We start from the raw sequence: 22,816 nt of genomic DNA on the forward strand, positions 1-22,816 counted from the left end.
AGCTGAAAGTACTGGGTGGGCAGGTCTACGACGTCAAGGCAGACAGCAACAGCTGCAAACACGCTTGAAATCGATGTGCCGCCGTGCCACGAGCGATACGCGGCTGGTGGAGCTGAGGGCGGCATGCACGGTAGCCATTGTGCCACGGAGGGCGGCACCCACCCTAACCGGGACAAACTTGCGCTCAACGTGAGTAAAACTCGGCTCTGGGAGACTGGTGGCGTGACCCTCCGACCTGCGCCCGCGCCACTGCCCGGCATGCGCGCCGACAACGCGAGGCCGTTCGGGATCTACGTCCACGTGCCGTTCTGTGCGACCCGCTGCGGATATTGCGACTTCAACACCTATACGCCAGCCGAGTTGGGCGGTTCCAATCCCGACGGCTGGTTGGCGGCGCTGCGGGTGGAGTTGAAGCTGGCGGCCGAACTCTCCCAGCCTCGGGAAGTCGAGACGGTGTTCGTCGGGGGCGGGACGCCGTCCCTGCTGGGCGGCGTCGGCCTGCGCAGCGTCCTCGACGCCATTCGCGAGAACTTCGACCTCGCCGCCGACGCCGAAGTGACCACGGAGGCCAACCCCGAATCCACTTCGGCGGAGTTCTTCGGTGAACTGCGCGCGGCCGGGTTCACCCGCATCTCGCTGGGCATGCAGTCGGTGGTTCCGCACGTGCTGGCGGTATTGGACAGGGTGCACTCGCCGGGGCGGCCGCTGGCTGCCGCGGCCGAGGCGCGCGCCGCCGGGTTCGATCACGTCAACCTTGACCTCATCTACGGCACGCCGGGCGAAACCGACGACGATCTGCGCCGCTCGGTCGACGCCGCGATCGAAGCCGGTGTCGACCACGTGTCCGGCTATGCGCTCGTCGTCGAGGACGGCACCGCGATGGCCCGGCGGGTGCGACGCGGTGAGATCGCTCTGACCGACGACGAGGTGCTCGCGCAACGGTATGAATTGCTCGACGCGCGGCTGTCCGAAGCCGGATTCGACTGGTACGAGGTCTCGAACTGGAGCCGTCCCGGTGGAGAGTGCCGACACAACCTCGGCTATTGGGATGGCGGCGAGTGGTGGGGTGCCGGACCCGGCGCGCACGGCTACGTCGGCAGCACGCGCTGGTGGAATGTCAAGCATCCCAACGCATATGCGCAGTCGTTGGCCGATGGGGCGTTGCCTATCGCCGACTCCGAGGAGTTGGGTGCCGCCGACCGTCACACCGAGGACGTGATGTTGCGGCTGCGGCTACGCAGCGGGTTGCCGCTGGATGTGCTCAGCGACACCGAGATTCACCGCGCGGGCATCGCCGTGGCCGACGGACTGGTGGAGCGCCAGGCCGACCGGCTGGTCCTGACCGACCGCGGCCGCCTGCTCGCCGACGGTGTGGTGCGCGACCTTCTGACCGCGGGGGAGTAGACCCTGGAGCGAGCACATCATCGATGTCGGACCGTCCAGATATCGTTTCGAACATGTATTCGACTAGAAACCAAGTCATGGCGGCCCTCGATGCCGTGAAAGCGGGCCAACGAGAACTTGCGTCGCTGCCGTTGGACGCGCTGAGCCGCCCCGAGAAGCAGCAGCTGCTCAAGGAGCTCGAAGAGCTGGAGAAGAAGATGAAGGCTCTCGATCGGCGACTGATCGGGCAGCTGATCAGCGACGGCGACCCGGCGGTGATCGGCGGGGCGTCGTGGGCAGATGTCCTTGCCCGGCGGTTGCGAATATCACCGGGGGAAGCGCAGCAACGCATAACCGAGGCGCAGAGCGCCTAACGTGCGTCCGCACGAGGCCATGGGCGGCGGTCAGAGCTAGGCCTCTACGTTGGGGATCGTGACTTCAGAGCCCCGACGGATGGTGTTCGCCAGGATCGGCGCACTGCTGTGGATCGTCTCGGCGGTGGGGTTCTTCCTGTTCGAGGCCGCGGCGGCCGCGGTCTTCGAGCCCACCTACAGCTATGCCGACGACTACATCAGCACGCTCGGCGTTCCCGGACTCTCGCCACTCGCCTCCTTGATGAACGCCGCGTTCGTCATGCAGGCGCTGCTGTTTCCTGCTGGAGCGGTGCTACTGGTCGCGTCGGGGCGGGCCAGCAAGGCGTGGGTACTGCTGGTGTTCACCGTGCCGATCGCCGTCGGCAACATCCTGGTCGCGACGGTGCACAGCGGCCCGCCGGCCGGGGGAGGTGCCGACTGGCACGGCGTAGGGGCATTCTTCGCCATTGCAGGCGGTAACGCTGCGGCACTGGCCGGATCGTCGGCGCTGCGAAGGGCGGGTGCGTCGCGGCCGTACCGGGTGGTGTCCGTAGCACTCGCAATCCTCGGCTTCGCGTGTTTGGTGGCGCTGCAGTTCCCCGCGGCACACGCCGCCGTGCCCGTCGGCGCCTGGGAGCGTGGTGCCGTCTACGCGGTCTACGCGTGGCAGGCCGTCACCGGGGTGTACTTGCTTCGCAGAATCCAGCGGTAGCGGCAGGCGGCTAAACCTGTTCGGCGAGAGGCAGATCCATGTCGAACACGCGCGCATGCACCACGGTCCGGTTGCGCAACGCGGCCCGCACCGCCTGGTGCACACCGTCCTCGAGGTAGACGACGCCCTCCCACCGCACGGCATGCGGGAACAGGTCTCCGTAGAACGTCGAATCCTCGGACAGCAGGCGGTCGAGGGCCAGCACGGTCGTGGTGGTGACTAGTTCGTCGAGCCGGATCTGCCGCGGCGGGATCTGCGCCCACTGCCGGTAGGACAGGTTGTGTTCGGGGTACGGTTTGCCGTCGCGGACGCCCTTGAAGATCACGGTCGGGCCTTCGCTGACGGGCAAACGCGCGACTTCGGCGTCGGCATGACATGAGATTAATGCCACACGCGCGCGTTGTCCTCGGCAAGGAAGCTTGCTCGCGCGGTGTCGGCGCTGCTTGGCACCGTAAAATGACGGGGAACCTGGAGGTGAACGATGAGTAGTGCTGATGACCGTCGCTTCGAGGTGCTGCGCGCCATCGTCGCGGACTTCGTTTCCACCAAGGAACCGATTGGTTCCAAGACCCTCGTCGAGCGACACAATCTCGGGGTGTCGAGCGCCACCGTGCGCAACGACATGGCGGTGCTGGAGGCCGAGGGCTACATCGCCCAGCCCCACACCAGTTCGGGCCGCGTGCCAACCGAGAAGGGCTACCGCGAGTTCGTCGACCGGCTCGACGACGTGAAGCCGCTCTCGGCGGCCGAGCGACGGGCGATCCTGACGTTCCTCGAGTCCGGCGTCGACCTCGACGACGTGCTGCGGCGTGCGGTGCGCTTGCTGGCACAGCTCACCAGGCAGGTGGCGATCGTGCAGTACCCGACGTTGTCGACGTCGAGCGTGCGCCACCTCGAGGTGGTGGCGCTGACGCCGGCCCGCCTGTTGCTGGTGCTCATCACCGACACAGGCCGGGTCGACCAACGCGTCGTCGAACTCGGCGACGCCATCGACGATCACCAGCTGTCGCAGCTGCGCGAACGGCTGGGTGCCGCGCTGGAGGGCAAGCCGCTGTCGGCGGCGTCCATCGCCGTGGCGGACCTGGCCGCCCAGCTTGACGGCCGCGGCGGACTCGGTGACGCCGTGGGCCGCGCCGCCACCGTGCTGGTCGAGACCCTCGTCGAGCACCGGGAGGAGCGGCTGCTGCTGGGCGGCACCGCCAATCTGACGCACAACACCGCCGACTTCGGCGGATCGCTGCGTTCGGTGCTCGAGGCGCTCGAGGAACAGGTCGTCGTCTTGCGATTGCTGGCCGTGCAGCAGGAGACCGGTAAGGTCACGGTACGAATCGGGCACGAAACCGAGGCCGAGCAGATGGCCGGAACGTCGGTGGTCAGCACCAGCTATGGCAGCTCGGGCAAGGTGTACGGCGGCATGGGTGTGGTTGGTCCCACGCGAATGGACTATCCGGGAACCATTGCCAACGTCGCGGCGGTTGCTCTCTACATAGGCGAAGTCTTGGGCACCCGATAAGGGGTGCGAGTAGCCGCTGGATGCGGCATGGGAAGGGTTAGCGTGGCACGCGACTATTACGGCCTGCTCGGAGTGAGCAAGGGCGCGAGCGATTCGGACATCAAGAAGGCGTACCGCAGGCTGGCGCGCGAGCTGCATCCGGACGTCAACCCCGACGAGGGTGCGCAGGCGCGGTTCAAGGAGATCAGCGTCGCCTATGAGGTGCTCAGCGATCCGGAGAAGCGCCGCATCGTCGACCTGGGCGGTGACCCGATGGAGAGCGCGGGGGCGTCGGCGGGCAACGGGTTCGCCGGGTTCGGCGGCCTCGGTGACGTGTTCGAGGCGTTCTTCGGCGGTGGCGGTGGCGCGCGCGGGCCGATCGGCCGGGTGCGGCCTGGCTCGGATTCGCTGCTGCGGATGCGGATGGACCTGTCCGAATGCGCGACCGGGGTGACCAAGCAGGTCACCGTCGACACCGCGATCCTGTGCGACCTGTGCCACGGCAAGGGCACGCACGGCGACACGACACCCGTCACGTGCGACACCTGCGGCGGGCATGGCGAGGTGCAGAGCGTGCAGCGGTCGCTGCTCGGCCAGGTGATGACGTCGCGGCCGTGTCCGGTGTGTGGCGGCGTCGGCGAGGTCATCCCCGATCCCTGCCACCGGTGCGGTGGCGACGGCCGGGTGCGCGCGCGCCGCGAGGTCAGCGTCAAGATTCCGGCCGGTGTGGGCGAGGGCATGCGCGTCCGACTGGCGGCGCAGGGCGAGGTCGGCCCCGGCGGTGGACCGGCAGGCGACCTGTACGTCGAGGTCCATGAACAACCCCATGACATCTTCGTGCGCGACGGCGACGATCTGCACTGCACCGTCTCGGTGCCGATGGTCGACGCGGCGTTGGGTACCTCCGTCACCGTCGACGCGATCCTCGACGGGCCCACCGAGATCGCCATCGCGCCCGGTACCCAGCCCGGTTCAGTCGTCACGCTGCGGGGCCACGGCATGCCGCATCTGCGGTCTGGGGTGCGCGGCAACCTGCACGCGCATGTCGACGTCGTGGTGCCGACGCGGCTCGATCAGCAGGACACCGATCTGCTGGTCAAGCTCAAGGAGCACCGAACCCGCGATGTGGCAGAGGTGAAGTCGACGCACGCCGGTCCCGCCGCGGGTGGGCTGTTCAGCCGGCTGCGCGAGACGTTCACCGGCCGCTAGGCCGGCTCGATGAGCCGCGCGCTGTTCTACGTCGACGCGCTGCCCGAGGTCGGTGGGCTCGCCGTCGTCGACGGCGACGAGGGCTTTCATGCCGCCAATGTCCGACGGATCCGCACCGGCGAGCAACTCGACCTCGGTGACGGAGCGGGCGTCGTCGCGCTGTGCGTGATCGAGGACGCCGCGAAGGGCCGGCTGTCCGGGAGGGTCCTCGAACGCCGGACGGTCGAACCGCCGAGTCCACGGGTCACGGTGGTACAGGCGCTGCCCAAGTCGGAGCGCTCCGAATTGGCCGTCGAGCTGGCGACTGAGGCAGGTGCGGACGCGTTCGTCGCGTGGCAGTCCGAGCGCTGCGTGGCCCGGTGGGACGGAGCGGCGAAGGTGGACAAGGGCCTTCGGCGCTGGCAGGCGGTGGCGCGTTCGGCGGCAAGGCAGTCCCGTCGCGCCTATGTTCCGGCGGTCAGCTCGCTGGTGTCCACGCCCGAACTGGTCCGCGCGGTCGCCGACATGACCACGGACGGCGCCGTGGTCCTGGCGCTGCACGAGTCGGCAACCGGGCCGTTGGCGGAAGTGCCTCTGGCGCAGACGCATTCGGTGGTGCTCATCGTCGGGCCGGAAGGCGGTATCAGTGACGCCGAGATCGCGGCGTTGTCCGACGCCGGAGCGATCCCGGTGCGCCTCGGCCCGACCGTGCTACGGACGTCGACCGCCGCGGCGGTCGCCCTCGGCGCGCTCGGCGTGCTGACGGCGCGCTGGGGGATTTGACCGCGGTGCAGAACTCGCGAGGATTTCGCCGAGATCTGCCCACGGGTCGTGAGGGGTGCAGCACCGCGACCGCGGGGCAGAAGTCGGCGTGCAATCCGGGAATCTGAGTAATCTCACGCATGCGTCGAACGGCGGGCTACGACAAGCTGCCAATCATGAACGCATTCAACGACATGTCCAAGAACACGGCCGCATTCTTCCTCCAGGCCGCCGTGGCATTCGGCGTGAGTTTCGTCGGCGCGATCGGCGGTATCTTCTTCCTGCCGCTCGACGTGTGGCAGCGGCTGTTCCTCGCGATGGCCGTGCTGTTCCTCGTCTCCAGCGCATTCACGCTGGCGAAGGTCATTCGCGACCAGCAGGAAGCCGCCACCATCCGCGTCCGCCTCGACGAAGCACGGATGGAGAAGCTGATCGCCGAACACAATCCCTTCACCGCGGCCAGTTAGCCGGACGCGCGTTTGCTCTAGTAGCAGTTCCGTCGCGGGTAGCGACATATCGTTGTCGTCATGTCGACGGCCGGCGGTGACGGAGACCAGGACTCGCATCCGTTGACCAGTGCACTCGCTCAACGTGTCGTCGATCAGGTCAGGCCCCGCCTGACGCACGGCATCAACGTGATGGATCACACGGGACGCATCATCGGGTCCGTCGACTCCACGCGGATCGGGTCGGTGCACGACGGCGCGGTCCGAGCCATCAGTGAATGCCGGACGGTCGTCATCGACACCGCCGACGACGCTGCCGGTGTGAAGCCCGGCGTCAACATTCCCCTGCTGCTAGATGGCGCCGTGATCGGCGTGGTCGGGGTGACCGGGGATCCGGCCGAAGTCGAACCGATCGGCGCGGTCATCGCGCTGACCGTGGAGCTGCTGGTGAACGACGAGCGGCAGCGCGACAGCTCGCGGTGGCACGAGGACGCGGTCCGTCAGGTGCTGCTCACGCTGGCGAGCGGAGCGATGAGTGAGGAAGGTCTGCTCGAGGCCCTCGAGCACCTGGGCTCGCCGCTTTCTCCGCCATGGAATCTCAGCGCCGTCATTTCGGCACGAACGTCCGGGTGGACCATGCCGCCCGAGCAACTGGCCACCCTTCTGCGCCGAATCGAGGGAATACCCAACGCGATTGCGGCTGAGCTGCAGGGGGCTCTGTGGGTGCTGAATGGGTCGGCGGGTGCGCGATCCCTGTCGGGTCTTCGGAATCGCTTGCGGGCGTTCAAGGTTCGGATCATCACGGGACGTTTGGAGGCAACCACCGAACAGGTCGCCATCGAGGCGAAGCAGCTGCGGGTGCTGTTGTCGGCAGCGGGTTTGCTCCCGAAGCGGGATGTGGTGTGGCTTGGGAACGTTGCGGTCGAGTGTGCCGTCGCGTCCCAGCCCACCGAGTTGTCGCAGGACTTGGTGGACCGCGTCCTGGCGCCGTTGTCGCCGCCGCTGCGCGAGACTGCCCGCCGATTCCTCGACGAGGACCTGTCCATCGCCGCCACCGCGAAGGGGCTCGCCACCCACCGCAACACGCTGGTTCAGCGACTGGATCGGATCGAGCAACTCACCGGTCTGGACCTGCGGCGATTCGGCCACGCGACCACGATGAAGCTCGCATTGCTCGCGGCCGACGCCCGCACCTGACGGCCGCTGACGCCCGACGCCGTCGCTCGTCGTCGTCCGCCGTCAGCAGGTGCAACATGCACATATAAAGCGCCGAAAATCGCGCTGAAATGTATGTTGATCGCACATTATCTGATCCGAAATAGTGACCTACGCTACAGCGATGCAAAGGCGCAAACCCACCATCGTCGTCGCTCCCGATTCCTTCAAGGGCACGCTGTCCGCCGTCGAGATCGCCGCGGCGATGGCCGCCGGTGTCCGGTCGGCGCTCGGTGCCGGCGTCGACGTGGTCGAGTGCCCGCTCGCCGACGGTGGCGAGGGCACGTTGGAGACGCTGCTGTCCCGGCACGACGCCCAGACGCACACCGTCGACGTGCACGACGCCATCGGTCGACCGCGCACGGCGCGCTACGGCACTGCTGGCGGTTCATCCGTGGCCATCATCGAAGCCGCCGAAGGCAACGGCCTGCCCCACCTCGCCGACGTGCCACCGGCGCCGATGCGGGCAGACACCTTCGGCGTCGGTGAGATCGTGCGCAGTGCCCTCGACGACGGCGTCGAGGAGATCCTGCTCTGCATCGGCGGCAGCGCCTCGACGGACGGCGGAACGGGCCTGCTGCGGGCTCTAGGAGTTCGGTTCCTCGACTGCCACGGCGACGACGTCCGTCCCGGCGGAGCGGGCCTGCAGGACATCGCATCCATCGATGCGTCGGCGATGGACGCCCGCGCCAGCACGGTGCGCTGGCGAGTGGCCTGCGACGTCGACAATCCGCTCACCGGAGAGCACGGTGCAGCAGCGGTTTTCGGACCTCAGAAGGGCGCGTCGCCCAACGACGTCGGTGAGCTCGATGCCGGTCTCGCACACCTGGCCAGAGTTCTCGCCGACGAGACCAGCACGGACGTGGCGAATATCCCTGGCGCAGGCGCAGCGGGCGGACTGCCCGCATGTCTGCTGGCATTCTTCGACGCCCGACTTCTGGCAGGCATCGACGTGGTCGCCGACGTGATCGGCTTGACCGCCGTCCTCGCCGATGCCGATCTCATCCTCACTGGTGAGGGATCCTTCGACTCACAGTCGTTGCGCGGCAAGGTAGTCCATGGCGTCGTTCGCCGCGCCCCCGCGCACTGCCCGGTCGTCGTCGTGGCCGGAGCCGTCAAGCTTTCCGCCGTCGAAACGCGGGCGGCGGGATTGGCCGGGGCCTTCTCCATTGCGCGCGGGCCCGCCGAACTGGAGCAGTTGTGCGGCGACGCCGAAGCCTTGGTCCGCGACGTTGCCGCCCACATCGCTGGATTCGCCTCCGACAGCGGGGGATGGGCACGGCAGCGGGCCGACCCCGGCCCGCGGTTGTCCCTCGCCGGCTCCAACTGACCCCACCCAATCCTTCAATCGAAACGGAGAACTCGTGTTTCAACAATTGGCGGCACCCGTAGGGGGCTCGCTACTGCTCTCGGCGCTGTGCGCGGCCCTGCCGCTGCTCGTACTGTTCGTACTGCTCGGCATCTTCCGTGTAAAGGCCCACCAGGCGGCCCTCGCAGGGCTGCTGACCTCCGTCGCCCTCGCACTCTTCGTGTGGCGCATGCCCGTTGGCCAAACGCTGAGCGCGACCACAGAAGGCTTCGTCTATGGACTGGTGCCCATTCTGTGGATCCTGGTGAATGCCTTGTGGATCTACAAGATGACGGTCGCGACATCTTGGTTCGACGTGCTCGGCCGAACGATTCGGTCCATTTCCAACGACTTGCGCATTCTCGCGATCATCGTCGCCTTCTGCTTTGGTGCTCTGCTGGAGAGCCTGGCCGGTTTCGGTGCTCCCGTCGCCATCACGGCGGCGATGTTGATGGCCGCGGGGATGAAACCGTTGAAGAGTGCCGCGGTCAGTCTGCTCGCCAACACGGCACCGGTCGCGTTCGGGTCGATGGGTACTCCCATCATCGCGCTACATGGCGTCACCGGCATTCCCCTGCAAGATCTTTCGTCGATGGCGGGCCGCCAGACACCACTGATTGCGCTCCTCGTACCCCTGCTGCTGGTGTTCATCGTTGACGGTTGGCGCGGAGTGCGGCAGACCTGGCCGATCGCGATCGTCGCGGGAGTCACCTTCGGTGTTGCCCAGTTCCTCACGTCCAACTTCGTCGCCGTTGAACTGACCGACGTCGTGGCATCGGTCGCCACCGCCTGCGCGGTGCTGGTCATGCTGCGATTCTGGCAGCCCGCCGAGATCATCGGGATCCACGACGGCGCCGACAGCGCGGATGCGGACGGCGCACATCCGACGCCTACCGAAGCCCGCGACCTCGAAGACTCGTCTGCGGGTAGCGGCGCCACAGGGCCCGCGACGGCCGTCGCCGTCGTCGACGAGGAGGCGACGAAACGCCCTGCGACGTCACACGTCTGGATGGCCGTGGCGCCCTACCTGGTAATCATTGCCGTGTTCTCGCTTGCACAAATCCCGGCGCTGAAGGACTGGCTCACCGCGCACGGCAGCGTGACGTTCCACTGGCCGGGCCTCGACGTGGTCGACACCGCGGGAAAGGCCGTGGGGGCGCAGAAGTTCAAGCTCGACCACCTCAAGGCCGCCGGCTCGCTGCTGCTGCTCTCCGGCATCATTTCGATGGCGATATACCGGATTTCACCGCGTCGGGCACTTCGGCTCTACGGTGACACCCTCGTGCAACTGCGCTGGACGATCGTGACGGTGACGGCCGTACTGGGCCTGTCGTTCGTGATGAACCTGTCCGGGCAGACCGCGACCCTCGGGCTTGCCCTGGCATCCGCCGGTGGCGTCTTCGCCGCGATATCACCCGTTCTCGGCTGGATCGGCGTCGCGCTCACGGGATCTGACACGTCGTCGAATTCGCTATTCGGCCAGCTCCAGGTGACCGCCGCCGAGCACACCGGGCTGTCCCCGGTACTGATGGCGGCCGCCAACTCGTCGGCCGGTGTGATGGGAAAGATGCTGTCGCTGCAAAACCTTGCCGTGGCCTCGGCAGCCGTCGGGGTCGTCGGATCGGAGAGCGCACTGTTTCGCCGCCTCCTCGGCTGGAGCCTGGCGCTACTGGCGATCATCACCCTGCTCATCGTTCTGCAATCGACTCCGATCCTCGGCTGGATGGTGCCGTAGCGACGATCGGACGCGGCAACCCTGCGGGCACCCGGCTACGCGCCTGGTGCCCGCAGCGTCGCATGCTCGACGGCGCCGAGGTCGATCGTCTGACCGGTCAGCGCGGGCGCGTCGGGCGCGGCGAGCCAGTGCAAGAGCCGGGCCAGTGCCGCGCCACGGTCGTCACCCGTCACCACCAGCAGGCATCGGACGCCGTCGGCCGCCCAGTCCACCGCGAGCACCTGCACCGCCATGGCGAGCGCCGCGGCGACCACGCCGTCGCCGGCGGATCGCAGGGCCGCCCGGGCGGGTGGCGACCCGACCGCGACCACCACCAAGCCTCGACGGGCCAGTAGCCGCTCACGGCGTCCGGTGATGCCGCGGATGGCCTCGGCGGTCGCATCCATGGCAGCGGCCGCCGACCACTCGCCCTCCGCCTGCGGTGCCGGTTCGATGATCAGCAGGTCCAGCGGTGTCGTCGCATCGGCGTCGGCCGGTGTCCAACCCAGATCGCCCAGCGTCTCGAGGAGCGTGCCGTCACGTCCGCACACCAGGACCTCGCGGCCGGTCACGTCGGCCGCCCCGCGTCGAGGGCGCTGTGCATGCCGCCGTCGACGAGAAGGTCGGCGCCGGTGGTGAAGGCCGCCGCGTCGGACAGCAGGAAGGCCACCGCCTCTGCGGTGTCCTCGGGCCGGCCGAGGCGCCCGAGCGGTGGAAGCACGGGGAACACCTCATCGCCGAAGGCGTCGAGGCTGGGCGCCATGCCGGGTTCGGTGTCGCCGGGGTTGACCGCGTTGACCCGGATGCCTCGCGGGCCGTACTCGGCGGCCAGGGCACGGCACGCGGCGAGCAGGGCGGCCTTGGACACCGAATACGCACCGATCTCGGTTTCACCCCAGGCGCCGGCGTTCGACGCGACGGCCACGATGGCGCCGCCCTGCGGCATCAGCGCCGCCGCGACCTGCGCCTGCGTGACCGGAACGGTGACGTTGACCCGCAACACGTCGGCCAACTCTGCCGGTGCGGTGTCGCCCAGGCGGGCGTGCACGATGGTGCCCGCGTTGAGGACCAGGCCGTGCAGCCCGCCGAGGCGCCGCGCGGCCTCCTCGACGACCGGTGCGCCGTCACGGTGCTCGTCGTGGGCGACGTAGATGGCCCCGGACTCCGCCTCGAGTGCCTCGCCGCGGCGTCGATCACGGCCGCTGAACGCGACCCGGTCACCGGCCCTGACCAGGGTGTGCACGATGGCGCGCCCGATTGCGCCGGTCCCGCCGCAGACCAGTACGGCGCGGGTCATCGACGCCGCGGTTGCGCGTTCACGGGGCTGGGCACTCGACGATTATCGCCTCGACCTGCGATGCCCGCCCGCCGGACCGGAACGCCGTCGGCATAACCATTGGGGCGCGACGGTGACCAGCGGTAAACTGGGATCAACACCGGATCCGGCCACCACCGGACTTAGAACCCAGAAAGCAGGCACTGAAACCCACGTGACGCCCCGCGAGACGAACGCTGCCTCGTCCCAGTCTCCTTCGCTGGCCACCGGCTCGCCCGCACGAAGCAGCATCGATGTTCCGCCAGACCTCGTCGTGGGCCTGCTTGGCTCGTCCGACGAGAATCTGCGCGCCCTAGAACGCCTGCTGACCGCCGACATCCACGTCCGCGGCAACGCCATCACGCTGTCCGGTGAACCCGCCGAGGTGGCCCTTGCCGAGCGCGCCGTGTCCGAGTTGGTCGCCGTCGTGGCCCGTGGCCAACGGTTGAGCCCCGAAGCCGTGCGCCACAGCGTCGCCATGCTGACCGGTGATGACACCGAGTCGCCCGCCGAGGTGCTCACGCTCGACATCTTGTCGCGGCGCGGCAAGACCATCCGGCCCAAGACGCTCAACCAAAAGCGTTACGTCGACGCGATCGACGACCACACCATCGTCTTCGGCATCGGGCCCGCAGGCACCGGCAAGACGTATCTCGCGATGGCCAAGGCGGTCAACGCATTGCAGACCAAGCAGGTGTCGCGCATCATCCTGACCCGGCCGGCGGTGGAAGCCGGTGAGCGCCTTGGCTTTCTGCCCGGCACGCTGTCGGAGAAGATCGATCCGTACCTGCGCCCGCTCTACGACGCCCTGCACGACATGATGGATCCCGAGTTGATCCCGAAGCTGATGAGCACCGGGGTGATCGAGGTGGCGCCGCTGGCGTACATGCGGGGTAGAAGCCTCAACGATGCGTTCATCATCCTCGACGAGGCGCAGAACACCACCGCCGAGCAGATGAAGATGTTCTTGACCCGCTTGGGATTTGGCTCGAAGATCGTGGTCACCGGCGACGTCACGCAGGTCGACTTGCCCGGTGGCGCCAGGTCGGGCCTGCGCGCTGCCGCCGACGTACTGGACGGCATCGACGACATTCACTTCGCGGAACTCACCAGCGCCGACGTGGTACGCCACCGCCTGGTGTCCGAGATCGTCGACGCCTACGCCAGGGCCGAGGAGCCCACGTCGATGAACCGTGCACAGCGCCGGGCCGCGCCCGGCCGGCGACGGTGATCGAATGACCATCGAGGTATCCAACGAGTCGGGCGTCGACGTCTCCGAAACCGAACTCATCAGTGTCGCAAGGTTCGTCATCGAGAAGATGGACGTGAATCCGGCCGCCGAACTGTCCATGGTGTTGCTCGACACGGCGGCCATGGCCGATCTGCACATGCGCTGGATGGACCTGCCCGGGCCCACCGACGTGATGAGCTTCCCGATGGACGAGCTCGAACCGGGCGGGCGCCCCGACGCGCCCGAACCCGGACCGTCGATGCTCGGCGACATCGTGCTGTGCCCGGAGTTCGCGGCCAAACAGGCTGAGACGGCTGGACATTCGCTCGGTCACGAGCTCGCGCTGCTCACCGTCCACGGCGTGTTGCACCTGCTCGGTTACGACCACGCCGAGCCGGACGAGGAGAAGGAGATGTTCGGCCTGCAGGCCCAATTGCTCGAGCAATGGGTGGCCGATCAGGTGGCGTCGTACCACCAAGATCTCCAGGTCGAGCGCGACCGGCGCCTGCTCGACAAGTCCCGATACTTCGACGAACCGTGACCGGAATCGCCTCACTCATAGGCGCCCTCGCGCTGATCGGCCTCGGTGGTGTGTTCGCGGCCATCGACGCGGCCATCAGCACGGTCTCCATTGCGCGGGTGGACGAGTTGGTGCGCGACGAGCGTCCCGGCGCGGCGCGTCTGGCCCGTGTCGTCGCCGACCGGCCGCGGTACATCAACCTCGTCGTCTTGATGCGCATCACGTGCGAGACGGCGGCGACGGTACTGCTGGTGGTCTACCTGTACGAAGACCTCGGACCGACCTGGGGGCTGTTGGTGGCCGCCGCGATCATGGTGGTGGTCAGCTTCGTGGCCATCGGCGTCGGGCCGCGCACGATCGGCCGCCAGCACGCGTACTCCATCTCGTTGGCCGCTGCCCTTCCACTGCAAGGGATTTCGGTTCTCTTCACCCCCATCAGCCGCCTGCTGGTCTTGCTTGGCAACGCGCTGACCCCGGGCCGCGGCTTCCGCAACGGCCCGTTCGCCTCCGAGATCGAACTGCGCGAGGTCGTCGACCTGGCCCAGCAGAGCGGCGTGGTCGCCGACGACGAACGCCGAATGATTCAGTCGGTGTTCGAACTTGGGGACACTCCGGCGCGCGAGGTCATGGTGCCCCGCACCGAGATGGTGTGGATCGAGAGTGATAAAACGGCCGGCCAAGCCACGTCATTAGCGGTGCGCAGTGGACACTCGCGCATACCCGTGATCGGCGAGAACGTCGACGACGTCGTCGGCGTCGTCTACCTCAAGGACCTCGTCCAACAGACCTACTACTCCACCAATGGCGGCCGCGACACCAAGGTCACTCAGGTGATGCGTCCTGCGGTGTTCGTGCCCGACTCCAAGCCGCTCGACGAGCTGCTCCGCGAGATGCAGCGCGACCGCAATCACATGGCGCTGCTGGTCGACGAGTACGGCGCGATCGCCGGTCTGGCCACCATCGAGGACGTGCTGGAGGAGATCGTCGGTGAGATCGCCGACGAGTACGACACCGACGAGGTGGCGCCGGTGGAGCAGTTGGCCGACGGCAACTTCCGGGTGTCCGCACGCCTGCCGCTGGAGGACCTCGCAGAACTCTACGAGCTCGAGGTCGACGAGGATCTCGACGTGGACACCGTCGGCGGATTGCTCGCCCACGCGCTGGGCCGGGTACCGTTGCCGGGCGCCGAGGTGACGTGGGATTCGCTGCGGCTGCGCGCCGAAGGCGGCCAGGATCACCGCGGCCGGGTGCGCATCGGCACCGTACTCGTCGAGTCGATCGAACCCGAGAAGGACGACGAATGAGCACCCAGGACCTTGATGCCGAGGACGCGAAGCTGGTGGTGCTGGCGCGCGGAGCGATGGCCCGCGCCGAGGCAGGCAGCGGTGCGGCCGTGCGGGACGCCGACGGACGGACCTATGCCGGCGCGCCCGTCGCGCTGAAGGCGTTGTCGCTGAGCGCACTTCAGGCCGCCATCGCCGCGGCGCTATCGAGTGGAGCAACCGGCCTCGAGGCGGCCGTTCTGGTCGGTGGTTCCGCCGACGACGCCGGCGTGGCTGCCGTGCGGGAGTTGTCGGCCGACGCCGCCGTCATCGTCACCGACCGATCGGGCAAGGTGCTTGCATGACCGAATTCCGTTCGGGCTTCGTGTGTTTCGTCGGCAGGCCCAATACCGGCAAGTCGACGCTGACCAATGCGCTGGTCGGCTCCAAGGTGGCGATCACGTCGAATCGCCCACAGACGACGCGGCATACCATCCGCGGCATCGTGCACCGCGACGACTTCCAAATCGTCCTCGTCGATACCCCCGGCTTGCACCGGCCGCGAACGCTGCTCGGTGAGCGGTTGAACGAGCTGGTGAAGGGCACGTACTCCGAGGTCGACGTCATCGGTCTGTGCATCCCGGCCGACGAGACGATCGGCCCGGGCGACCGCTGGATCTATCAGCAGATCCGGACCATCGCGCCGAGGACCACGCTGATCGTGATCGTCACCAAGACCGACAAGGTGCCACGGGACAAGGTCGCCGCGCAGCTGATGGCCGTCAGCGAACTCACCGGCGGCGACTGCGAAATCGTGCCCGTTTCGGCCACCACCGGTGAGCAGATCGACGTGCTCACCGACGTGCTGGTCGCGCAGCTTCCTCCGGGACCGGCGTTCTACCCCGACGGGGAGCTGACCGACGAGCCGGAGGAAGTGCTGATGGCCGAGCTGATCCGCGAGGCCGCACTGGAAGGCGTCCGCGACGAACTGCCGCACTCGCTGGCCGTGGTGATCGACGAGATCAACCCGCGCGAGGGCCGTACGGAGGAACAGGGCGAGCTCATCGACGTCCACGCCATCCTCTACGTCGAACGCGACAGCCAGAAGGGCATCGTGATCGGCAAGGGTGGCGCCCGGCTGCGCGAGGTCGGCACCGCCGCGCGCACTCAGATCGAGAAGCTGCTCGGCACCAAGGTGTACTTGGAGCTGCGCGTCAAGATCGCCAAGAACTGGCAGCGCGACCCGAAACAGCTCGGTCGCCTCGGTTTCTAGCGGCTCAGCCTGGTTGGCCGTACACCGCGACGACGACCGAGCGGTCCAAACTGTTCAATGACCAGACCCCCATCTGGGTGTTGGCGCAGTTGGACATGATGGCCATGTAGTCGGGCCGGTAGTACCACTGGTTGATGACGTCGATGCCGTTGATGGCCAGCGCCGGGTTGATCGCGACCGTCTCGGAGGCAATGCCCTTGAATCCCGCCGCGTTGGCGCGGTCCTGAACGCTCGACCCGTCGGACCCGATGTCACCGTCGAGCGCTCGATTGTTGAGCACGTCGTTCGCGTGCCACTCGGCCGCCAGCTGCAGCTGCGGGTTCTTCTTCACGTCACCGGTGCAGCCGTGCTGGTGCTGAACGGTGTAGACGTTGGCGACGACGCCGTCGTTGAGCCGTCTGTTGTCGGCGTTGGCGGTGGGCATCGCGACCACCGCAGCGCCCACGACCGCCAAGACGGGCAGTGCCCGTGCGCACGACAATGCAACGTCGGTGATCTTCATGGTGGGGGACATTACGCGAGTGCGTGGCGGCCCATCGCGCGAACGGCTAGTTGTTGGCAGGCTGGTCCCACCACGGGTCGGGCTGCTGGTTGGGCCAGTTGCCGATGGCCTCGAGCGCTGCGGCAAGCGAGATCAGCAACGGCTCACTGTCGGCGGGCCCCATCAATTGCACGCCGATGGGCAATCCGTCGGACGTGAATCCCGCGGGAATGTTGATCGACGGCCAACCCAGCAGATTCCATGGCCAGGTCACCGGGCACGCGCGGATCATCGCGCGATCCGTCGACAGGCCACCACGCCGGTCGAACGCGTGCAGGTCGGGCGGCGGGAGCGCCGTCGTCGGTGCGAGCACCACGTCGGCCAGGTTGAAGATCCAGCCGATGCGGCGGTGGGTGTCTGCTTCGCGGGCCCTGGCCTTGCGCAGCGCCTGCTGCGAGAGCAGCCGGCCCATGCGCATGTTGCTCCTGGTGCGCTGTTCGAAGTCGACGGTGGGACCGAGGCGATCCGCCCAGTCCAGCAGACCCGACGTCGACCGGGACAGGAAGTTCCACGACATCCGCAGCCCGTAGTCGGGGTCGGCGTGCCGGACGGTGTGGCCGAGGTCTTCGAGTTGGGCTGCGACGGTCGCCATGGCCGCCCGAATCTCCGGGTGCAGCTTGGCCTTGAAGACGTTGAACGGGAACTTCGTCGACATCGCCACGGTCAGCGGCCCAGGCGCCCTGCCCAGATACTCCGACACCCGCACCGCGGGCGGCTTGTGCAGGTCGCCGTCGACGTTGCCGGATGCCGCGTCGAGCACCAGCGCGGCGTCGGCGACGGTGCGGGCCAGCACGCCGTTGACGGTGATGCCGTTGAACGCCTCGGGCAGCGGCCAGGTGGAAATGCGCCCGCGCTGCGGCTTGATGCCGACGAGGTGTGTCCAGGCTGCCGGGATCCGGACGCTGCCCGCTCCGTCGGAACCGATCGCCGCCGTGACGAGCCCGGCCGCGACGGCCGCCGCGCTGCCGCCCGACGAGCCGCCCGGCGTGTGATCGCGCGACCAGGGATTGCGGGTGTGCCCGAAGGCGGGCCCGCTGGTGAACGGCCATTGGCCGAGCTCACAGGTGTTGGTCTTGCCCACGATCACGGCGCCCGCGGCGCGCAGCCTGCGCACCACCTCCGCGTCCGCCGTGGCGACCGGTGCCGCCCCCGACGTGCCGAACCGCGTGGGCACCCCCGCGACGTCCACGTCGTCCTTCACCGCGATCGGTATGCCGAGTAGCGGAAGGTATTGCCCCGCAGCACGTTTGCGATCCGCTTCCCGCGCGTCGGCCAGTGCCTGTTCGGTCAGGATCACCCGGAAGGCGTTGAGCGAGGACTGGCTGGCGTCGATTGCGCGCAGCGAACGCTGGACCAGTTCCTCGGAGGTGACCCTGCCGCTGGCGAGTCGATACAGCAGCTGAGTCAGGGTGGGGAACCGGTTGCCCTCGGGGCGGCGGTACGAAGAAGCGGTGGTCATGGACGGGGTTTCGGGAAGCGCTGATGCCATGTTGGAACCGAGGATATCCGGCCGCGACGACGGTAAGCCTCAGCGACGTTGTCACCTCTTGATGGAAGACTGTGCTGATGCGGTTGTACCGAGATCGGGCGGTGGTGCTGCGCCAGCACAAGCTCGGCGAGGCCGACCGGATCGTGACCCTGCTCACCCGCGAGCACGGTCTGGTCCGTGCCGTGGCCAAGGGCGTGCGCCGCACCCGCAGCAAGTTCGGGGCCCGGCTGGAGCCGTTCGCGCACATCGACGTTCAGCTGCACCCGGGCCGGAACCTCGACATCGTCACCCAGGTACAGGCCATCGACGCGTTCGCCAGCGACATCGTCAGCGACTACGGCCGCTACACGTGCGGATGCGCCGTGTTGGAGACCGCCGAGCGGCTGGCCGGTGAGGAACGTGCCCCGGTGCCTGCGTTGCACCGGCTCACCGTCGGCGCCCTGCGCGCGGTCGCGGACGGCAACCGGCCGCGCGAACTGGTGCTCGACGCCTACCTGCTGCGGGCCATGGGCATCGCCGGCTGGGCGCCCGCGCTCATCGAGTGTGCTCGCTGCGCCGAGCCTGGTCCGCACCGCGCGTTCCACGTCGCCGCGGGCGGCAGCGTGTGCGTGCACTGCCGCCCTTCGGGTTCGGTCACGCCGCCACAGGGCGTGCTGGATCTGATGGTCGCCCTTCACGACGGCGACTGGCCGGCGGCCGAGGCTGCCTCGTCGTCGCACCGCAGCCAGGCCAGCGGACTGGTGGCCGCGCATCTGCAATGGCACCTCGAACGCCAGTTGCGAACGTTGCCGCTGGTCGAGCGGATCTATCGGATCGATCGCACGGTCGCTGATCGACGAACGGCCCTGTTCGGGCAGGATGTGGCGCATGGCACTGAAGCGGGACGGACAGCGGGCGAAGAAGGACACCTACCCACAGCTGCCGCAGGCGCCTGACGACTATCCGACGTTCCCGGACAAGTCGACCTGGCCGGTAGTCTTCCCCGACCTGCCGCCCGCTGCGAAGGGTGGGCCGCGCCGTCCGCCGCAGCACACCTCGAAGGAATCCGCCCCGCAGATTCCCGCCGAGCAGGTGCCCAACCACGTCGCGATCGTGATGGACGGCAACGGTCGCTGGGCCACCCAGCGCGGACTGGGCCGCACCGAGGGGCACAAGATGGGCGAGGCGGTGTTGATCGACGTCACCTGTGGCGCCATCGAACTCGGGATCAAGCACCTGAGCGTGTACGCGTTCTCCACCGAGAACTGGAAGCGCAGCACCGACGAGGTGCGGTTCCTGATGGGGTTCAACCGTGAGGTGGTTCGCCGTCGCCGCGAGAACCTCGACGCGATGGGTGTGCGCATGCGCTGGGTCGGTTCTCGGCCGCGCATGTGGCGCAGCGTCATCAAGGAGTTCGACATCGCCGAGGAGATGACGGTCGACAACGACGTCATCACCGTGAACTACTGCGTGAACTACGGCGGTCGTACCGAGATCGTCGAGGCGGCAAGGGAACTCGCGCAGGCCGCCGTCGACGGGCGGATCAATCCAAGCCGAATCTCCGAGGACACCGTCGCCAAGCACCTGCACCGCGCGGACATCCCGGACGTCGACCTGTTCATCCGGACGTCGGGGGAGCAGCGAGCCAGCAACTTCCTGTTGTGGCAGGCGGCGTACGCCGAGTACGTCTTTCAGGACAAGCTGTGGCCCGACTACGACCGGCGCGATCTCTGGGAGGCGTGCATGGAGTACGTGAACCGCAACCGTCGCTTCGGCAGGGCATGATGCCCTCCCTGCTGGAGCGGCTGTCGACGGCACTCGGCGCGGTCATGACCGTCGTCGAGGAACCGGATGGCGCCCTCACGGTCACCGTCGACGGCAGCGTCGCCTCGTTGCGCGTCGTCGAGATCGCCGAAGGTCTGGAGATGGTGTCGCTGACCCAGCCGTTGGCGTGGGATCTGCCGCTGACGAACAAGATCCGCGAAAGCGTCACCGATCAGGCGACCAAGACGATGCTCGGCACGGTCACGCTGGTCCCGAAGACGGTCGCGACCGCGGCCAACGGCGCGTCCGCCACGTCCTCGGCGCGGCGCAGCCCCGCCAAGAAGGTGGCCGACGTGCTGTTGCGCTACAACTTTCCGGCGGCGGGATTGACCGATGAGGCGCTGCGAACGCTGATCCTCATGGTGCTGTCGACGGGCGCGGATGTCCGTGCGGCGCTAACCGCCTGACGGGCCGGTCTTCGTGCAGCCCGCGCAGACGCCGAAGATCTCGACGGTGTGGCTGACGTCGGAGAAGCCGTGCGCCTTGGCGATTTCGGCGGTCCACTTCTCGACCTGACCGCCCTGCACCTCGACCGTCGTCCCGCAGTCGCGGCACACCAGGTGGTGATGGTGGTGCTCGGAACAGCGGCGGTACAGCGACTCGCCCGTGTCGGTGCGCAGCGTGTCGACCAGCCCGGCGGCGGCCATCGACTGCAGCGTGCGGTAGACCGTCGTCAGGCCGATGCCCTCGCCGCGACGCCGCAGTTCGTCGTGCAGTTCCTGGGCGGACCGGAACTCCTCGCGGTTCTCGAGCAGCGCCGAGATGGCTGCCCGCTGCCGGGTCGACCGCACGGCCGGCGCAGTCTCGCTCATCGGGGACGGTCCTGGGCGTCCTCGCCGGCGTGGGCCACCGCGGCCAGCACGATGTCGCCGAGGTGATGGTCGACGAGGCGGTAGTACACCTCGCGGCCCGAACGCTCACCGGCCACGACGCCCGCTGCCTTGAGGATGCGCAGATGCTGGCTGACCAGTGGCTGCGGCACGGCGAGCGCGTCGACGAGTTCGTGGACGCAACACGACCCGCCCTGCAGTTGAAGCACGATGGCGATGCGCACCGGCGCGGCCAACGCACGCAGTAAGTCGCCCGCCGTATCGAGGACTTCTCGCGGCGGCAGTTCCTCGGCGTCGGCAGCAGCCGTAGTGGAAACCGTTTTCATTATGACGCCAGATTACATGCGTAATCGTGCATGTCAACGGCCGCCCCCGCACGCGGCGGCGAGTCGACCTCCGGCACCTCGCTACGCTGTTGACCCGTGGCCTCCATCATCGACACCGTTGCGAACTTGGCGAAACGCCGTGGTCTTGTCTATCAATCGGGCGAGATCTACGGCGGGACCAAGTCCGCGTGGGACTACGGCCCCCTCGGCGTCGAGCTCAAGGAGAACATCAAGCGCCAGTGGTGGCGCTCGGTGGTCACCGGCCGCGACGACGTCGTCGGCCTGGACAGCGCGATCGTTCTGCCGCGCGAGGTGTGGGTGGCATCCGGTCACGTCGAGGTGTTCAACGATCCGCTCGTCGAATCGCTGATCACCCACAAGCGTTACCGCGCAGACCATCTCATCGAGGCGTACGAGGCCAAGCACGGCCATCCGCCGGCCAACGGTCTGGCCGACATCCGCGATCCCGAAACCGGCGATCCCGGCCAGTGGACCGAGCCACGCGACTTCAACATGATGCTCAAGACCTACCTCGGGCCGATCGAGACCGAGGAGGGGCTGCACTACCTGCGGCCCGAAACCGCGCAGGGCATCTTCGTCAACTTCGCCAACGTGGTCACCACGTCGCGGCGCAAGCCGCCGTTCGGCATCGGCCAGATCGGCAAGAGCTTCCGCAACGAGATCACCCCGGGCAACTTCATCTTCCGCACGCGCGAGTTCGAACAGATGGAGATGGAGTTCTTCGTCGAACCCGCGACTGCCAAGGAATGGCACCAGTACTGGATCGACACCCGGCTGCAGTGGTACGTCGATCTCGGCATCGACGCCGACAACCTGCGCCTGTTCGAGCATCCCAAGGACAAGCTGTCGCACTACTCCGACCGCACCGTCGACATCGAGTACAAGTTCGGCTTCCAGGGCAACCCGTGGGGTGAGCTCGAGGGCGTCGCGAACCGCACCGACTTCGACCTGTCCACGCACTCAAAGCATTCCGGCGTCGACCTGTCGTTCTACGACCAGGCCACCGAAACCCGCTACGTGCCCTACGTCATCGAACCGGCGGCGGGTCTGACCCGGTCGCTGATGGCCTTCCTCGTCGACGCCTACTCGGAGGACGAGGCGCCCAACGCCAAGGGCGGCGTCGACAAGCGGACGGTGCTGCGGCTGGATCCGCGGCTCGCGCCGGTCAAGGCGGCGGTGCTGCCGTTGTCGCGGCACGCCGACCTGTCGCCGAAGGCCCGCGACCTGGCGGCCGAGCTGCGCAAGTCGTGGAACGTCGAGTTCGACGATGCGGGCGCGATCGGCCGGCGTTACCGCAGGCAGGACGAGATCGGTACGCCGTTCTGCGTGACGCTGGACTTCGATTCGCTCGACGACCACGCCGTCACCATCCGGGAACGCGACGCCATGACGCAGGACCGGGTGGCGATCGACGCCGTCGCCGACTATCTCGCGGTGCGCCTCAAGGGCTGCTAGCTCTCTCCCGCGTCCAACCCTTTCCGCGAGCGTGCGTGTCAGAGGGCGACACGCCGCGCGTAAACCGGACTTCACGCACGCTCGCCGGCGGCGAGTTCTCCACAGTCCGCGCTTCATCCCCAATCTCGCGTTCGGAT

General features: G+C 67.8%; 27 protein-coding genes. 19 read left to right on the plus strand and 8 right to left on the minus strand.

The features are described 5' to 3' along the window. Nucleotides 1-33: 33 nt before the first annotated feature. The gene (locus tag N536_RS43480) at nucleotides 34-138 is read right to left on the minus strand and encodes an Ms4527A family Cys-rich leader peptide (protein WP_369798388.1); all 105 of its coding nucleotides are present in this window, start codon (nucleotides 136-138) and stop codon (nucleotides 34-36) included. Between the two features lie 84 nt (nucleotides 139-222). Between N536_RS43480 and hemW the strand changes: the two genes are divergently transcribed. From hemW to N536_RS0106605, 3 genes are all read left to right on the plus strand, one after another. Next, nucleotides 223-1,404, plus strand: coding sequence for a radical SAM family heme chaperone HemW (gene hemW, locus N536_RS0106595; protein ID WP_036435579.1), 1,182 nt, complete (start codon nucleotides 223-225; stop codon nucleotides 1,402-1,404). A gap of 77 nt (nucleotides 1,405-1,481) precedes the next feature. Then, entirely contained in the window at nucleotides 1,482-1,757 is a 276-nt protein-coding gene (locus tag N536_RS0106600) for a DUF222 domain-containing protein (RefSeq protein ID WP_231514430.1), read from the plus strand. A gap of 58 nt (nucleotides 1,758-1,815) precedes the next feature. Continuing rightward, on the plus strand, nucleotides 1,816-2,448 hold the full coding sequence (locus tag N536_RS0106605) for a DUF998 domain-containing protein (protein WP_231514431.1): 633 nt from the start codon (nucleotides 1,816-1,818) through the stop codon (nucleotides 2,446-2,448). 10 nt (nucleotides 2,449-2,458) lie between these two features. On the opposite strand, the gene N536_RS0106610 is transcribed toward N536_RS0106605, so the two are convergent. Further along, complete coding sequence (locus tag N536_RS0106610; protein ID WP_029112894.1) at nucleotides 2,459-2,773, minus strand: type II toxin-antitoxin system VapB family antitoxin; 315 nt, start codon at nucleotides 2,771-2,773, stop codon at nucleotides 2,459-2,461. 156 nt (nucleotides 2,774-2,929) lie between these two features. On the opposite strand from N536_RS0106610, the gene hrcA reads away from it, so the two are divergent. The 7 genes from hrcA (at nucleotide 2,930) to N536_RS0106645 (ending at nucleotide 10,634) form a co-directional block, all read left to right on the plus strand. Further along, complete coding sequence (gene hrcA / locus N536_RS0106615) at nucleotides 2,930-3,961, plus strand: heat-inducible transcriptional repressor HrcA (protein ID WP_029112895.1); 1,032 nt, start codon at nucleotides 2,930-2,932, stop codon at nucleotides 3,959-3,961. Between the two features lie 42 nt (nucleotides 3,962-4,003). Continuing rightward, nucleotides 4,004-5,149 carry a molecular chaperone DnaJ gene (gene dnaJ / locus N536_RS0106620; RefSeq protein WP_029112896.1) on the plus strand — a complete coding sequence of 382 codons (1,146 nt, stop codon included), beginning with the start codon at nucleotides 4,004-4,006 and terminating at the stop codon, nucleotides 5,147-5,149. Between the two features lie 9 nt (nucleotides 5,150-5,158). Further along, entirely contained in the window at nucleotides 5,159-5,911 is a 753-nt protein-coding gene (locus N536_RS0106625) for a 16S rRNA (uracil(1498)-N(3))-methyltransferase (RefSeq protein ID WP_029112897.1), read from the plus strand. A gap of 155 nt (nucleotides 5,912-6,066) precedes the next feature. Then, the gene (locus N536_RS0106630; RefSeq protein ID WP_029112898.1) at nucleotides 6,067-6,357 is read left to right on the plus strand and encodes a YiaA/YiaB family inner membrane protein; all 291 of its coding nucleotides are present in this window, start codon (nucleotides 6,067-6,069) and stop codon (nucleotides 6,355-6,357) included. A gap of 60 nt (nucleotides 6,358-6,417) precedes the next feature. Next, complete coding sequence (locus N536_RS0106635) at nucleotides 6,418-7,533, plus strand: sugar diacid recognition domain-containing protein (RefSeq protein WP_051574280.1); 1,116 nt, start codon at nucleotides 6,418-6,420, stop codon at nucleotides 7,531-7,533. Between the two features lie 142 nt (nucleotides 7,534-7,675). After that, nucleotides 7,676-8,881, plus strand: a complete 1,206-nt coding sequence (locus tag N536_RS37600; RefSeq protein WP_051574281.1) for a glycerate kinase — start codon at nucleotides 7,676-7,678, stop codon at nucleotides 8,879-8,881. Between the two features lie 34 nt (nucleotides 8,882-8,915). After that, complete coding sequence (locus N536_RS0106645) at nucleotides 8,916-10,634, plus strand: L-lactate permease (RefSeq protein WP_029112900.1); 1,719 nt, start codon at nucleotides 8,916-8,918, stop codon at nucleotides 10,632-10,634. Nucleotides 10,635-10,669: 35 nt separating this feature from the next. Here the strand turns inward: N536_RS0106645 and N536_RS0106650 are convergent, their stop codons facing one another. Next, the gene (locus N536_RS0106650) at nucleotides 10,670-11,185 is read right to left on the minus strand and encodes a hypothetical protein (RefSeq protein ID WP_029112901.1); all 516 of its coding nucleotides are present in this window, start codon (nucleotides 11,183-11,185) and stop codon (nucleotides 10,670-10,672) included. Then, entirely contained in the window at nucleotides 11,182-11,910 is a 729-nt protein-coding gene (locus N536_RS0106655; RefSeq protein WP_029112902.1) for an SDR family NAD(P)-dependent oxidoreductase, read from the minus strand. The genes N536_RS0106650 and N536_RS0106655 overlap by 4 nt, the downstream gene beginning before the upstream one ends. A 193-nt stretch (nucleotides 11,911-12,103) precedes the next feature. Between N536_RS0106655 and N536_RS0106660 the strand changes: the two genes are divergently transcribed. The 5 genes from N536_RS0106660 to era are packed head-to-tail and all read left to right on the plus strand — an operon-like array spanning nucleotide 12,104 to nucleotide 16,214. After that, nucleotides 12,104-13,159: a PhoH family protein gene (locus N536_RS0106660; RefSeq protein WP_029112903.1), complete on the plus strand. Its 1,056-nt coding sequence runs from the start codon at nucleotides 12,104-12,106 to the stop codon at nucleotides 13,157-13,159. 4 nt (nucleotides 13,160-13,163) lie between these two features. Then, entirely contained in the window at nucleotides 13,164-13,700 is a 537-nt protein-coding gene (gene ybeY, locus N536_RS0106665; RefSeq protein WP_029112904.1) for an rRNA maturation RNase YbeY, read from the plus strand. Next, a complete protein-coding gene (locus N536_RS0106670) occupies nucleotides 13,697-14,983 on the plus strand; it encodes a hemolysin family protein (protein WP_029112905.1) in 1,287 nt (428 codons plus the stop codon). The genes ybeY and N536_RS0106670 overlap by 4 nt, the downstream gene beginning before the upstream one ends. Continuing rightward, the gene (locus tag N536_RS0106675; RefSeq protein WP_029112906.1) at nucleotides 14,980-15,306 is read left to right on the plus strand and encodes a hypothetical protein; all 327 of its coding nucleotides are present in this window, start codon (nucleotides 14,980-14,982) and stop codon (nucleotides 15,304-15,306) included. Before N536_RS0106670 ends, N536_RS0106675 begins: the two co-directional genes overlap by 4 nt. Then, a complete protein-coding gene (era, locus tag N536_RS0106680; protein ID WP_029112907.1) occupies nucleotides 15,303-16,214 on the plus strand; it encodes a GTPase Era in 912 nt (303 codons plus the stop codon). The genes N536_RS0106675 and era overlap by 4 nt, the downstream gene beginning before the upstream one ends. Nucleotides 16,215-16,218: 4 nt before the next feature. Here era and N536_RS0106685 read toward each other — a convergent pair whose 3' ends face one another. Together N536_RS0106685 and N536_RS37605 are read right to left on the minus strand one after the other, a co-directional pair. After that, on the minus strand, nucleotides 16,219-16,716 hold the full coding sequence (locus N536_RS0106685) for a CAP domain-containing protein (protein ID WP_029112908.1): 498 nt from the start codon (nucleotides 16,714-16,716) through the stop codon (nucleotides 16,219-16,221). Nucleotides 16,717-16,762: 46 nt separating this feature from the next. Further along, nucleotides 16,763-18,214 carry an amidase gene (locus N536_RS37605; RefSeq protein ID WP_051574297.1) on the minus strand — a complete coding sequence of 484 codons (1,452 nt, stop codon included), beginning with the start codon at nucleotides 18,212-18,214 and terminating at the stop codon, nucleotides 16,763-16,765. Nucleotides 18,215-18,321: 107 nt separating this feature from the next. Between N536_RS37605 and recO the strand changes: the two genes are divergently transcribed. Genes recO through N536_RS0106705 form a run of 3 tightly spaced genes read left to right on the plus strand, consistent with a single transcriptional unit; the run spans nucleotide 18,322 to nucleotide 20,454 of the window. Next, nucleotides 18,322-19,179 carry a DNA repair protein RecO gene (gene recO, locus N536_RS0106695; protein ID WP_029112909.1) on the plus strand — a complete coding sequence of 286 codons (858 nt, stop codon included), beginning with the start codon at nucleotides 18,322-18,324 and terminating at the stop codon, nucleotides 19,177-19,179. Next, the gene (locus N536_RS0106700; protein ID WP_029112910.1) at nucleotides 19,112-20,008 is read left to right on the plus strand and encodes a decaprenyl diphosphate synthase; all 897 of its coding nucleotides are present in this window, start codon (nucleotides 19,112-19,114) and stop codon (nucleotides 20,006-20,008) included. Before recO ends, N536_RS0106700 begins: the two co-directional genes overlap by 68 nt. Beyond that, a complete protein-coding gene (locus N536_RS0106705; protein WP_029112911.1) occupies nucleotides 20,008-20,454 on the plus strand; it encodes a hypothetical protein in 447 nt (148 codons plus the stop codon). Before N536_RS0106700 ends, N536_RS0106705 begins: the two co-directional genes overlap by 1 nt. On the opposite strand, the gene N536_RS0106710 is transcribed toward N536_RS0106705, so the two are convergent. Together N536_RS0106710 and N536_RS0106715 are read right to left on the minus strand one after the other, a co-directional pair. Beyond that, complete coding sequence (locus N536_RS0106710; RefSeq protein ID WP_029112912.1) at nucleotides 20,443-20,859, minus strand: Fur family transcriptional regulator; 417 nt, start codon at nucleotides 20,857-20,859, stop codon at nucleotides 20,443-20,445. The two genes, N536_RS0106705 and N536_RS0106710, sit on opposite strands and share 12 nt — an antisense overlap. Beyond that, nucleotides 20,856-21,203, minus strand: a complete 348-nt coding sequence (locus tag N536_RS0106715) for a metalloregulator ArsR/SmtB family transcription factor (RefSeq protein ID WP_029112913.1) — start codon at nucleotides 21,201-21,203, stop codon at nucleotides 20,856-20,858. Before N536_RS0106715 ends, N536_RS0106710 begins: the two co-directional genes overlap by 4 nt. Before the next feature lie 96 nt (nucleotides 21,204-21,299). Between N536_RS0106715 and N536_RS0106720 the strand changes: the two genes are divergently transcribed. After that, a complete protein-coding gene (locus N536_RS0106720; protein WP_029112914.1) occupies nucleotides 21,300-22,679 on the plus strand; it encodes a glycine--tRNA ligase in 1,380 nt (459 codons plus the stop codon). Nucleotides 22,680-22,816 lie beyond the last annotated feature (137 nt).

Origin of the sequence: Mycobacterium sp. URHB0044, from assembly GCF_000620625.1 — a bacterium.
Classification (GTDB): domain Bacteria; phylum Actinomycetota; class Actinomycetes; order Mycobacteriales; family Mycobacteriaceae; genus Mycobacterium.